This window comes from Arthrobacter sp. TJ-270 (genome assembly GCF_058269075.1).
Genome location: NZ_JBZCNB010000004.1, coordinates 40,238 through 53,611 on the forward strand (window position 1 = coordinate 40,238; position 13,374 = coordinate 53,611).

Here is a 13,374-nt window from a genome sequence, read left to right on the forward strand (position 1 = left end):
CTCGGGGCCGAAGCCGTCCCCTCCCGACGCTCCATCATGGGGGAAGGACTCTATCTATGACTGCACCCATCACCGGTACTCTGCCGGACAATATCCACGCGGAATCGCCGTTCACACGGTTCGCTTCCTACCCGAAGGCATCCGGACTTTACAACCCGGAAAACGAGAAAGACGCCTGTGGTCTGGCCGTCATCGCCACGCTTCGCGGTGAACCCGGCCACGACATTGTCGATGCCGCCCTCACTGCGCTGCGCAACCTCGAACACCGCGGCGCCGTCGGCGCCGACGAGGGCACGGGCGACGGCGCGGGCCTCCTCACACAGGTACCCGACGAGTTCTTCCGGGCCGTCGTTGACTTCGAGCTTCCGGCGCCCGGCAGTTATGCCGTGGGAACCGCGTTTCTTCCGGCTGAGGCGGGTGAGGAGTCAACCGCCCGTGCCGGCATCGAGAGCCTCGCCGAGTCCGAGGGCCTCACAGTCCTGGGCTGGCGCGAGGTCCCGGTGGCAGCTGACCTCGTCGGGTCCATGGCCCGGGCGTGCATGCCGCATTTCGTTCAGCTCTTCATCGCTCCTGTCGGCGGCAAGGTAGAGGACCTCGACGCCAAGGCTTTCCGCCTGCGCAAGCGCGCCCAGAACAAGTACGGGGTGTACTTCCCCTCGTTGTCGTCCAGGACGATGGTCTACAAGGGGATGCTCACCACCGCTCAGCTCGAGCCGTTCTACCCGGACCTGTCAGATCCCCGGTTCAAGACCAAGCTCGGGATCGTTCACTCGCGTTTCTCGACGAACACCTTCCCCTCATGGCCGTTGGCCCAGCCGTTCCGCAGCATTGCGCACAACGGCGAAATCAACACTGTGAAGGGCAACCGGAACTGGATGCGCGCACGCCAGTCGCAGCTCGCGCACCCGTTGCTGGGTGATTCGCCCGAGGAGCTGTACCCGATCTGTACCCCTGGAGCTTCTGACTCCGCGTCGTTCGACGAGGTGGCGGAACTCCTGATGCTCGCGGGGCGCCCCATCACCCACGCGATCATGATGATGATCCCGGAGGCGTGGGAAAACCACACCTCGATGGACCCCGCGCGGCGCGCCTTCTACCAGTACCACTCCATGCTGATGGAGCCGTGGGACGGACCGGCAGCTGTGTCCTTCACGGACGGACGACTCGTCGGAGCGGTCCTGGACCGCAACGGGCTCCGCCCCGCCCGCTACTGGGTCATGGAGGATGGACTTGTAGTCCTGGCCTCGGAGGTTGGCGTCATCGACGTCGAACCTTCCAAGATCGTGCGCAAGGGACGCGTCTCGCCCGGCAAGATGTTCCTCGTTGATACCGAGGACGGCCGGATCATCGAAGACCAGGAGGTCAAGGCTGAGATTGCCGCCGCCAACCCCTGGGGCGAATGGGTCAAGGAAAACCTGCTCGATCTGAAGGACCTTCCTGAGCGCGAGCACGTCGTGCACACGAAGGCGTCCATCAACCGCCGGCAGCGGACCTTTGGTTACACCCAGGAGGAACTGCGTATCCTGCTGGGCCCCATGGCGAGGGCCGGGGCAGAGCCGCTTGGAGCCATGGGTTCCGATACTCCCATTGCCGTGCTGTCCAAGCGCCCGCGACTGTTGTTCGACTACTTCGTGCAGTCCTTTGCCCAGGTCACGAACCCGCCGTTGGACGCGATCCGGGAAGAACTGGTCACGTCCATGGGCGTCACCATCGGTCCCGATGGCAACCTTCTGTCCTCGAGCCGAGTGCGTTCCAAGCAGATCGCGCTGGACTTCCCGGTCATCAACAATGATGAGCTGGCGAAAATCGCCAATCTTGAGTCCGACGACGGCGACCGCCTCACAGTCCGAGTACGCGGCCTGTACCGGGTCGACGGCGGGGAGGCGTCCCTGCGTGCACGGCTGGCGGAAATCTGCGAGCAGGTGTCGAGCGCAATCAACCGCGGCATCCAGTATGTGGTCCTCTCAGATCGCGATTCGAACGCCCAGTGGGCCCCGATTCCTTCTCTGCTGCTGACCAGCGCCGTCCATCACCACCTGCTCAAGAGCGCCACCCGGACCAAGACCTCCCTGGTGGTCGAAGCGGGCGACGTCCGCGAAGTCCACCACGTCGCTGTGCTCATCGGGTACGGTGCCTCCGCCATCAACCCTTACCTCGCGATGGAAAGCTGCGAGGAACTGGTGCGCAACGGAGACATCACCGGCGTTACCGCCGAGCAGGCAGTCGCCAACCTGATCAAGGGCCTCGGCAAGGGCGTCCTGAAGATCATGTCGAAGATGGGTATCTCCACCGTCAGCTCCTACTGCGGTGCGCAGACTTTCGAGGCCCTCGGCCTTGCCCAGGACCTCGTGGACGAATACTTCCACGGCACGCAGACCCAGCTCGGCGGCGTCGGACTCGACGTGGTTGCCGCTGAGGCAGCGGCCCGGCACGAGTTCGCCTACCCGCAGGACGGCATCGAAGACCCGTACCGCAGCCTGGACAACGGCGGCGAGTACCAGTGGCGCCGTGAAGGTCCGCCGCACCTGTTCAACCCTGAAACGGTGTTCAGGCTGCAGCACGCCACGCGGGAACGGCGCTACGACATCTTCAAGTCCTACACCAGGGGAGTCGACGACCAGTCCCGCGAGCTGATGACCCTGCGCGGTCTGCTCGGCTTCAAGGCAGGGTTGCGCCCTCCGGTACCGCTCGAGGAGGTCGAGCCGGTCTCCAGCATCGTCAAGCGCTTCTCCACCGGCGCCATGAGCTACGGATCCATCTCGCAGGAAGCCCACGAAACCCTTGCGATCGCGATGAATCGCATCGGCGCCAAGTCGAACACCGGTGAAGGCGGCGAGGACGTGGACCGGCTGCTCGATCCTGAGCGCCGCTCCGCGATCAAGCAGGTTGCGTCGGGACGTTTCGGTGTCACCAGTCTGTACCTGACCAACGCTGACGACATCCAGATCAAGATGGCGCAGGGAGCCAAGCCCGGCGAGGGCGGCCAGTTGATGAGCCAGAAGGTCTACCCCTGGGTGGCCCGGACACGGCACTCCACTCCGGGAGTCGCGCTCATCTCTCCGCCGCCGCACCACGACATCTACTCGATCGAGGACCTGGCGCAGCTCATCTATGACTTGAAGCGCGCAAATACCTCGGCACGTGTGCACGTGAAGCTCGTTTCGGAGGTCGGGATCGGCACCGTGGCGGCCGGCGTCACAAAGGCCAAAGCCGACGTCGTACTTATTTCAGGGCATGACGGCGGAACGGGCGCCAGCCCGCTCAATTCCCTCAAGCACGCGGGTGTTCCGTGGGAACTCGGCGTCGCTGAAACACAGCAGACGCTGATGCTCAACGGACTTCGCGACCGCGTGGTTGTCCAGGTGGACGGTCAGCTGAAGACCGGACGTGACGTACTGATTGCCGCATTGCTCGGCGGCGAGGAGTTCGGGTTCGCTACCGCTCCGCTGGTGGTCTCCGGCTGCATCATGATGCGCGTCTGCCACCTCGACACCTGTCCTGTCGGCGTCGCGACACAGAACCCCGAACTGCGGAGCCGCTTCACCGGCAAGCCTGAGTTCGTGGTGAACTTCTTTGAGTTCATCGCCGAGGAGGTCAGGGAACTGCTTGCGGAGCTCGGGTTCCGTTCACTCGATGAGGCCATCGGCCGCAGCGAGGTTCTCGATGTGCAGCGCGCCGTCCAACACTGGAAGGCGGACGGGCTGGACCTGGACCCCATCCTGCGGGGCAACGAGTTCGGCGAGGACGCTCCCCTGCGGAACATGCTCCCGCAGAACCACGAGCTGGACCAGCACTTCGACAACAAGCTGATCGACATGAGCAGCGACGCGCTGAACCACCGCGCTCCTGTGAGGATCACGCTCGACGTCGTCAACACCGACCGGTCAGTCGGCACCATGCTCGGTTACGAGGTCACGCGCCGGTTCGGCACGGATACGTTGGCGACGGACACCATCGACGTCACCCTGACCGGCCACGCGGGGCAGTCGCTCGGCGCCTTCCTTCCGGCGGGTATCACGCTGCGGCTGCTGGGAGACTCCAACGACTACGTGGGCAAGGGGCTTTCTGGCGGGCGAATCATCGTGCGTCCGGACAGGGCCAACGTCTTCGCCGCCGACCGCAACGTGATTGCCGGCAACGTCATCGGTTACGGCGCAACCAGCGGCGAGATCTTCCTTCGCGGTCAGGTGGGGGAGCGGTTCCTGGTACGCAACTCCGGTGCCACTGCAGTCGTAGAAGGCATCGGTGACCACGGGTGTGAGTACATGACCGGTGGCCAGACTCTCATCCTCGGCCGAACCGGCCGTAACTTCGGCGCCGGCATGTCGGGAGGCACGGCCTACGTCCTTGACCTCGATGAAACCCGGGTGAATGTCCAGGCGCTGAACAGCGGCGAACTGAAACTGGAGAAACTCGACGCGGAAGACATCGAGATCGTCCGGCAGCTGCTCCTGCGGCACCAGGAAGAAACCGAGTCGACGCTCGCTGCCAAACTACTCGAGGATTTCGAGGCAACTGTACCGCGCCTGACCAAGGTGCTGCCGCGTGACTTCGCACGCGTTCTCGATGCACGGGCCGCTGCCATTGAAGAGGGACTCGATCCCGACGGCGAAGAGGTCTGGAACAGGATTTTGGAGGTTACCGGTGGCTGACCCACGCGGATTTATGAAGGTGCGCGAGCGGCAGACGCAGCCGCGCAGGCCTGTCCCGGTCCGGATCATGGACTGGAAAGAAGTGTACGAAGCCCAGGAAAAGGGCGTCCTGAAGAGCCAGGCGGGCCGCTGCATGGATTGCGGTATTCCGTTCTGCCACCAGGGATGCCCGCTCGGCAACCTAATTCCGGAGTGGAATGACCTGACGTGGCGTGACAAGGGCCGCGAGGCGATCGACCGGCTGCACGCCACGAACAACTTCCCCGAGTTCACGGGCAGGCTGTGCCCCGCTCCGTGCGAGGCATCCTGCGTGCTCGGAATAAACCAGCCTCCGGTCACGATCAAGCAGGTCGAGGTCTCGATCATTGACGAGGCGTTCGACAATGACTGGGTCCACCCGCATCCTCCGGAGCGGCTCACAGGCAAGACCATCGCCGTCGTCGGTTCCGGTCCCGCAGGCCTTGCCGCAGCCCAGCAGCTTACCCGGGCCGGTCATACCGTGGCCGTGTACGAGCGTGACGACCGCATCGGTGGCCTCCTGCGCTACGGAATTCCGGACTTCAAGATGGAGAAGATCCAGCTTGATCGCCGCCTTGACCAGATGAAGGCTGAGGGGACCCGCTTCCGGGCAGGCGTGGAGGTGGGCCGTGACATCAGCTGGGACCAGCTGCGCCGCCGGTACGACGCCGTAGTAATCGCCACCGGCGCCACAGTCCCGCGCGACCTGCCGATCCCCGGCCGCGACCTCGATGGCGTGCACTTCGCCATGGAGTACCTCGTGGACGCCAACCGTGTTGTCGCCGGCGAGGAAGTCGAAGACCAGATCCACGCTGAAGGCAAGCACGTTGTCATCCTGGGCGGCGGTGACACAGGCGCCGACTGCATCGGTACCGCACACCGTCACAAGGCTGCATCCGTCACCACCCTCGCAATCGGCCAGCAGCCGCCGAGTGAGCGTATGCCCAACCAGCCGTGGCCGACTTTTCCCACGCTCTTCGAGGTCGCCAGCGCACACGAGGAAGGCGGCGAACGCACTTATCTGGCGTCCACCGTTGAATTCGTTGGCGAGGACGGCAAGCTGAAGGCGGTCCGGGTCGCTGAAACCGAGTTCATCAATGGAAAGCGGCTCCCCAAGGCCGGGACCGAACGGGATATCCCGGCGGACCTGGTGTTCCTGGCGCTTGGCTTCACCGGCCCCGAACCCGCGGGAATTCCCGAGCAGCTCGACGCTGCTTTTGACGGCCGCGGTAACGTTGAGCGTGACGGATATTACATGACCAATACGCCCGGCATCTTCGTAGCAGGCGACGCAGGACGCGGACAATCGCTCATTGTGTGGGCAATCGCCGAAGGGCGGGCGTGTGCTGCCGCGGTTGATCAGTGGCTGATGGGTCAGACCAAGCTGCCTGCGCCAGTGGCACCGACAGACCGCGCTCTCAACGTCCTGTAATTCCTGCGGGCGCCGGAGCGAACAGCAATCCACGAACACGATACGACAGGCAAGGTTTTATGAGACGCGCAAAGATAGTGGCCACTTTCGGCCCGGCAATCGCGAGCTATGAGAACACCCTCGCAGTTCTAGAGGCCGGGGTGGACGTAGCTCGAATGAACATGAGTCACGGAGACCACTCCGTGCATAACCAGACCTACGAGTTTGTCCGGAAGGCGGCCGAAGAACTTGGCCGTCCAGTAGGCATCTTCGCTGACCTCCAGGGACCCAAGATCCGTCTTGGCCGCTTCGTCGATGGACCGCACGTCCTGTTTCCCGGTGACACCTTCACCATCACCACCGAGGACGTCGAGGGCACCGCGGAAATCTGCTCGACCACTCACAAGGGACTGCCGCAGGACGTCAACGTCGGCGACACCCTCCTGATCGACGACGGCAAGGTCGCGATGCGCGCGGTCGCTGTTGATGACGTCAAGGTCACCGCGGAGGTCACCGTCGGCGGCGCGGTCTCCAACAACAAGGGCATCAACCTGCCCGGCGTGGCCGTCAACGTCCCCGCACTCAGCGACAAGGATGAGGAAGACCTTCGCTGGGCAATCCAGCGCGGCGTCGACATGGTGGCGCTGTCCTTCGTCCGGAATGCCGGCGACGTCGACCGCGTGCACGAGATCATGGACGAGGAGGGCCGGCGTGTTCCGGTCATCGCCAAGATCGAGAAGCCGCAGGCCGTGGACGCAATCGAAGAAATCATTGATGCCTTCGACGCCATCATGGTGGCCCGAGGCGATCTCGGTGTTGAACTGCCTCTCCAGGACGTCCCCATCGTGCAGAAGCGCGCCATCGAGCTCGCCCGGCGCTGGGCCAAGCCGGTCATCGTGGCCACCCAGGTCCTCGAATCCATGATCGACAATCCCCGTCCCACCCGCGCCGAGGCTTCCGACTGCGCCAACGCCGTGCTCGACGGCGCGGACGCCGTCATGCTGTCCGGCGAGACCAGCGTAGGCAAGTACCCGATCGATACGGTCCGCACCATGGCCGACATCATCGAATCCACCGAAAAACACGGTCTTGACCGTGTTCCGCCGCTGGGCAGCAAGCCGAAGACCCGCGGTGGCGCAATCACCCGTGCGGCCGTGGAAATCGCCGATCAGCTGGATGCGAAGTACATCTGTACCTTCACGCAGTCGGGCGACTCCGCACGCCGTCTGTCCCGCCTGCGCCCGACGAAGCCGGTCTTTGCCTTCACCCCCGCGCAGTCCACGCTCAACCAGATGTCCCTGATCTGGGGTGTTCAGCCGATGCTCGTGGAGTACGCCGAGCATACTGACCAGATGACTGCGCAGGTTGACCGCGTGCTGTTCGAGCAGAAGCTTGTGGACCTGAACGATCTGGTGGTTATCGCTGCCGGGTCCCCTCCAGGCCAGGCCGGCTCAACGAACTCCATCAAGGTTCATAAGGTGGGCGACATCGCCGACGCGGGCCAGCTCCCCGATAACTACACGCCGAGCAAGGAGAAGGTCGGCCCCTGGCCGGTCAAGAACAAGCTCAAGTAGACGCAAAAACGTTATATGTGAAAAGGGACCCCGCCGAGGCGGGGTCCCTTTTCACATATGTTCAGCTGTAGAACCAGCTGACGGGCGTCAGTTGACCTGGTTGATGATGGTCTCTGCGACCTCCCGCATGCTGAGGCGGCGGTCCATGGACGTCTTCTGGATCCAGCGGAATGCCTCGGGCTCCGTGAGTCCCATCTTGGTGGTGAGCAGGCTCTTCGCGCGCTCAACGAGCTTGCGGGTGGCGAACTGCTCCTGGAGGTCCGTTACCTCGTTCTCCAGGATCTTGATCTCCTCGTGGCGGGAGAGGGCGATCTCGATCGCGGGCACCAGATCGGCGGGGGTGAAGGGCTTGACCACGTACGCCATCGCGCCGGCGTCGCGAGCGCGCTCCACAAGTTCCTTCTGGCTGAAGGCGGTCAGCAGCACGACGGGCGCGATACGCGCTTTCACGATCTGCTCGGCTGCGGTGATCCCGTCCATGACGGGCATCTTCACGTCCATGAGTACGAGGTCCGGCTTGTGCTCCTTTGCCAGCTCAACTGCTTTTTCGCCGTTGTCGGCTTCGGCGACGACGTCGTATCCTTCGCCACGCAGGATCTCCACAATGTCGAGGCGAATGAGGGTTTCATCCTCAGCGACGATGACGCGCCGTGCCGGGCTCGAGTTAGCTGAGTCGCGGTTCTGGGACACTGAGGCTCCTTGGTATGCGTTTATTGATTCTGCGCTATCCCGGCGGGGAGCTCTGCTCGGGAGTTGCCCTGCACCGGTTCATGGAACAGCCTATCGGCATGTAGAGTAGATTCGCGCACTCGGGGGTCCATGAGTCACGGAACTCACGTCGGGTGCACTGTTCGGCCCGAATGGCGGAATTGGCAGACGCGCTGCACTCAAAATGCAGTATCGAAAGGTGTGTGGGTTCGAGTCCCACTTCGGGCACCGTCCATGGTTCATGACTCAGCACGGGTCAGCTGGGAGCCGCTGCTCGCAGCCGAGCGTGATTTCGGCTCCTCGCTTAACGCGCATCCCGAATCAAATTGGTGATGCGGGCAGTGGAGAGCCGCTTGCCCTCTTCATCAGTCATGACCACTTCGTGGGTGACAAGCGTGCGGCCCAGATGAATTGCGACGGCGGTTCCCGTCACCAGTCCTGTCGATGCGGACCGGTGGTGCGTAGCGCTGATTTCTATACCCACTGCCTGCCGGTTCGGGCCTGCGTGGATGCCGGCAGCGAACGAGCCGAGGGTTTCCGCGAGCACAAGGTGGGCGCCGCCATGCAGGATCCCGGCCACCTGCTGATTGCCCTCGACCGGCATGGTGCCGACCATTCTCTCCGCGCTCATCTCCTGGAAAACAATTCCCATCTTCGCGGCCAGCCGCCCAATGCCGTGGCCACGAAGCCATTCGTGCATGTGCTCCGGAACACCCGCTCCCGTCAGCTCGGCAAGATAGGGGTGCTCGCTGTCGGAACCGTGCTCCGGAGTGAATTTGTCATCCATGGGAACTAGGCTGGCACCTGTGAGCCAAACAAACCAAACCGTAGATTCGGATGTGCAGACCGACGTGCAAAGCAGCGTTCAAACCGACGTCAACGCGGGTGCAGCACCTGCGCCTGCGCACACTCTGGAGCGTTCGCGTCTTTTGGTCGTCGATGGCCACTCGATGGCGTTTCGGGCTTTCTACGCGCTGCCGGCTGAGAACTTCTCCACCGATACCGGCCAGCACACCAACGCGGTTTACGGGTTCACCGCCATGCTGATCAACCTGCTGCGCGATCAGGAGCCCACCCACGTAGCCGTAGCCTTCGACCTCGATACGCCGACCTTCAGGGACGCGGAGTACTCCGAGTACAAGGGCGGGCGGTCCCGCACCCCCGAGGAGTTCCACGGCCAGATCGACCTGATCATCAAGGTGCTGGAAGCCATGCGCATTCCCACCCTGTCGATGGAGGGCTATGAGGCCGACGACGTGCTCGCTACCCTCGCGGTGGATGCCGCCAACCGTGGCTGGGACGTCCAGGTAGTCAGTGGGGACCGCGATGTCTTCCAGCTCGTCAACGACCGCGTGACGGTGCTGTACCCGAAGCAGGGCGTCACCAACATCCCCCAGATGGATGCCAAGGCGGTGGAGGAGAAGTATTTTGTTCCGCCGCACCTCTATTCCGACCTGGCAGCGCTCGTGGGCGAGACCGCAGATAACCTTGCGGGTGTTCCGGGCGTCGGCCCCAAGACCGCGGCGAAGTGGATCCTGAAGTATGGCGGCCTTGACGGCATTCTGGAGAATCTGGACTCCATCGGCGGCAAGGTGGGGATTGCCCTGCGGGAGAACGTTGAGAACGTCAAACGCAACCGGCGCCTCAACCGCCTCCTGACGGATCTGGAATTGCCCGTCGACCTCCAGGCTATGGCCGCACAGCGTCCCGACCGCGACGCAGTGGAGGACCTGTTCGACGCGCTCCAGTTCAACGTGCTCAGGAAGCGCCTGTTCGATCTGTTCGGTGAGGAAGAGCCGGACACCGATCGGGACGAAATGGCGCCACCCGACCACCACACTCTCACTGGCGCGGATGAGCTGACCGGCTGGATCAATGGAACCAACCAGTCCACCGCTGCCGTGCACGTGGTCACGCGGTCCACGAGCGGGGGAGAGGAGGCCATCGGCGTCGCTCTGGTCACGGCGTCGGCGGCGGTCTACGTACCGTTCGAGGAACTTGACGCTGGAGCTGAGCGCGTCGTCGGGCAGTGGCTTCAGGATCTGGACGCGCCCAAAGTGGTGCATGATTTCAAGGCGGCTTACAAGCTGCTCCACGCACGGGGCTTCACCCTGGCCGGAGAAGTGGATGACACGGCAATCTCCGGCTACCTCATCCAGCCTGACCGGCGCAGCTATGAACTTGCTGACCTCAGCCAGGTTCACCTGAAGCTCACGCTGCCGACGTCGGCGGCTGCCGCCGGCGGCCAGCAGGCTCTGGCACTTGAGGAGGAAGACGTCGCAACTCCTGCGGTTGCCGCCGCCTTTGCGGCGCTCGAGCTCAGCCGCCACTTCGCCGGCCAGTTGGTCGAGCGCGGCGCCAATCAGCTGCTCGCGGGACTGGAGCTTCCCCTCTCCGAGGTGCTGGCGCGCATGGAGCTGACCGGAATCAGCGTCGCCGTCGATGGTCTCGATCGCCTCTACGACGACTTCTCCGCGACGATGGCAAACACCAGCGCTGAGGCGTTCAGGATCATCGGCAAAGAGATCAACCTCGGTTCACCCAAACAGCTGCAGGCTGTGCTGTTCGACGAGCTCGCCCTCCCGAAGACCAAGAAGATCAAGACCGGTTACTCCACCGACGCGGATGCCCTCACAGATCTGATCGTGAAGACTGGGCATCCGTTCCTGGAGCAGTTGCTGGCCCACCGGGACGCCTCGAAGCTCCGCCAGACCGTGGAAGGCCTGCGCAAGTCAGTTGCCGACGACGGCCGCATCCACACCACGTACGTACAGACGATCGCGGCGACGGGGCGTCTCTCGTCAATGAACCCGAACCTGCAGAACATCCCGATCCGCTCCGACGAGGGGCGCAGGATCCGGGAGGCGTTCGTGGTGGGAGAGGGCTATGACTGCCTGATGACGGCCGATTACTCGCAGATCGAGATGCGCATCATGGCGCACCTCTCCGGTGACGAGGGTCTCATCGAGGCGTTCAACGAGGGCGAGGATCTTCACCGTTTCGTCGGCTCCCACATCTTCAACGTGACCCCCGAAGCGGTCAGTAACGCCATGCGTTCCAAGGTCAAGGCCATGTCCTACGGGCTGGTCTACGGACTGAGCTCGTTCGGGCTGTCCAAACAGCTGGCCATCTCCGTGGATGAAGCCCGGACGTTGATGGGTGATTACTTCGACCGGTTTGGCGCCGTGCGGGATTATCTGCGCGGAATAGTTGAACAGGCGCGCAAGGACGGCTTTACTTCGACCATCGAGGGGAGACGGCGCTACCTGCCGGATCTCTCGAGCGACAACCGCCAGCTTCGGGAGATGGCGGAACGTGCAGCCCTCAATGCACCCATACAGGGGTCAGCAGCCGACATCATCAAGAAGGCAATGCTCGGCGTTGACGATCAGCTGCGGTCCCGTGGGCTGACCTCGAGGATGCTGCTGCAGGTACATGACGAACTGGTCCTCGAAATTGCACCCGGGGAGCAGGATGAGGTGGAGCAGCTCGTGCGTGCTGAAATGGCCGGAGCCGCCGATCTCTCGGTTCCGCTCGATGTTTCGGTGGGCACCGGTGCGAGCTGGCACGAAGCGGCGCACTAGCACCGGGTACATGGGCATAGCCCGTCAATGTGGGGAGGGTTAGGCTGGGGTCTCGTGAGCACGCAAACATCCACTGACACGTCAGCACCTCCGATCCGCATCGAAACTTTTTCAGTAGGTCCGGACACCGACACCTCCGCTGAGGGTCCGCTCGCTGCATGGTTCGAGGGCGTGAGCTTCGGCTTCCACGAAGGCCGGCTCGAGATCGAGGACCTGCCGAAGCTCGCTGAGGCGTATGCATCCGACCGGCGCATCCTGTGGGGCGCGTACGACAACAATCCCGGCCCCCATGCCTGGAACCCGCGGATTCCCGTCGCGACGTACGGCACCATGGTCAACTCGCTCAACGTGGGTGGCGGCAGGTTCCTCGATGCCCACCTGGTCACAGCCGTCACGGTCCGGCCTACACACCGGCGGCGGGGATTGCTCCGCCGCATGATCACCGCCGACCTGCAGGGGGCGGTCGAGCGCGGCCATGCCATCGCTGCCCTGACGGCGTCGGAGGCAACCATCTACGGCCGCTTCGGTTTTGGAACGGCAACCCACACCACTTCGATCGAGCTGGATGTCCGGGAACGGTTCGCCGTCACGTCCCCACCGTACGGGCGCATGGAGGTCGTAGGGGCGGATGCCGCCGTCGAGATCACGCAAAAGGTTTTCGCCGGTTTCCACGCCCGTTCCAGGGGGTCGATCGGCCGCCAGTTCGCCTATGCCCGCCGGTCAGCTGGTCTGTGGGGGGACGATCGTCCGCAACCGGACAAGGCGCTGCGCACCGCTGTCCATTACGACGACGACGGCCGCCCGGATGCTTTCGTTTCCTACTCGTTCGCCGGGTGGGAGAAGACCCCGTACACGATGCGGGTGAAGGACCTCGTGGCCGTGTCGGATGCCGCCTACCTTGAGCTATGGCGCTATCTCGGCTCACTGGACCTGATTGAACGGGTGACCTTCGGCATGGCGCCGGTTCATGACCCGCTCCCGTGGGCCCTGACGGACCGACGCTGCCGGGAACTGAAGTCGGACGAGGACGCGCTGTGGCTGCGAATTCTTGATCCGGTGGCGGCTCTGGGCCAGCGCCATTACGAGCACGACGGCGCACTGTCCCTGTCGCTCAGGGATGCGCTCGGCCACGCCGAGGGGGCGTTCCAACTCACCGTCGCGAACGGCGTGGGCACCGTGCGGAAGCTCGACGACGGCGCAGAGACCGACATCAACCTCGACGTCTCCGCCCTGGGTTCGCTGTACCTCGGAGGCGTGGACGCGGAGATCCTGGCGGCAGCAGGTACCCTGACCGAGCGTTCGCCGGGCGGAGCCGAGCAGGCCGCGAAGCTCTTTGCGGTAGCCAGGGCGCCCTACTGCATCACGCACTTCTGATTCGCTGACGGGAGCCGTTGCCCGATCCGCCGCGCGGACAGTTCGTACACTTT

7 protein-coding genes and 1 tRNA gene are annotated in these 13,374 nt (G+C 63.7%); 6 read left to right on the forward strand and 2 right to left on the reverse strand.

Annotated elements, in window-relative coordinates:
* Nucleotides 1-56 precede the first annotated feature (56 nt).
* From gltB to pyk, 3 genes are read left to right on the forward strand one after another with little or no spacing between them, the layout of a single operon-like run.
* Nucleotides 57-4,652, forward strand: a complete 4,596-nt coding sequence (gene gltB / locus AC4D2M_RS09280; protein ID WP_490891444.1) for a glutamate synthase large subunit — start codon at nt 57-59, stop codon at nt 4,650-4,652.
* Nucleotides 4,645-6,102 (forward strand): glutamate synthase subunit beta, encoded by a 1,458-nt coding sequence (locus AC4D2M_RS09285; RefSeq protein ID WP_490891445.1) that lies wholly within the window; start codon nt 4,645-4,647, stop codon nt 6,100-6,102. Before gltB ends, AC4D2M_RS09285 begins: the two co-directional genes overlap by 8 nt.
* A 59-nt stretch (nt 6,103-6,161) precedes the next feature.
* Nucleotides 6,162-7,655, forward strand: coding sequence for a pyruvate kinase (gene pyk / locus AC4D2M_RS09290; protein ID WP_490891447.1), 1,494 nt, complete (start codon nt 6,162-6,164; stop codon nt 7,653-7,655).
* Nucleotides 7,656-7,742: 87 nt separating this feature from the next.
* Here the strand turns inward: pyk and AC4D2M_RS09295 are convergent, their stop codons facing one another.
* The gene (locus AC4D2M_RS09295) at nt 7,743-8,345 is read right to left on the reverse strand and encodes an ANTAR domain-containing response regulator (protein ID WP_490891448.1); all 603 of its coding nucleotides are present in this window, start codon (nt 8,343-8,345) and stop codon (nt 7,743-7,745) included.
* A gap of 164 nt (nt 8,346-8,509) precedes the next feature.
* On the opposite strand from AC4D2M_RS09295, the gene AC4D2M_RS09300 reads away from it, so the two are divergent.
* Nucleotides 8,510-8,591: transfer RNA gene (locus AC4D2M_RS09300), tRNA-Leu, on the forward strand.
* 76 nt (nt 8,592-8,667) lie between these two features.
* On the opposite strand, the gene AC4D2M_RS09305 is transcribed toward AC4D2M_RS09300, so the two are convergent.
* A complete protein-coding gene (locus tag AC4D2M_RS09305; protein WP_490891449.1) occupies nt 8,668-9,150 on the reverse strand; it encodes a PaaI family thioesterase in 483 nt (160 codons plus the stop codon).
* Nucleotides 9,151-9,313: 163 nt separating this feature from the next.
* Between AC4D2M_RS09305 and polA the strand changes: the two genes are divergently transcribed.
* Complete coding sequence (gene polA / locus AC4D2M_RS09310; RefSeq protein ID WP_490891766.1) at nt 9,314-11,947, forward strand: DNA polymerase I; 2,634 nt, start codon at nt 9,314-9,316, stop codon at nt 11,945-11,947.
* Between the two features lie 54 nt (nt 11,948-12,001).
* A complete protein-coding gene (locus AC4D2M_RS09315; RefSeq protein WP_490891450.1) occupies nt 12,002-13,321 on the forward strand; it encodes a GNAT family N-acetyltransferase in 1,320 nt (439 codons plus the stop codon).
* Nucleotides 13,322-13,374: the final 53 nt, after the last annotated feature.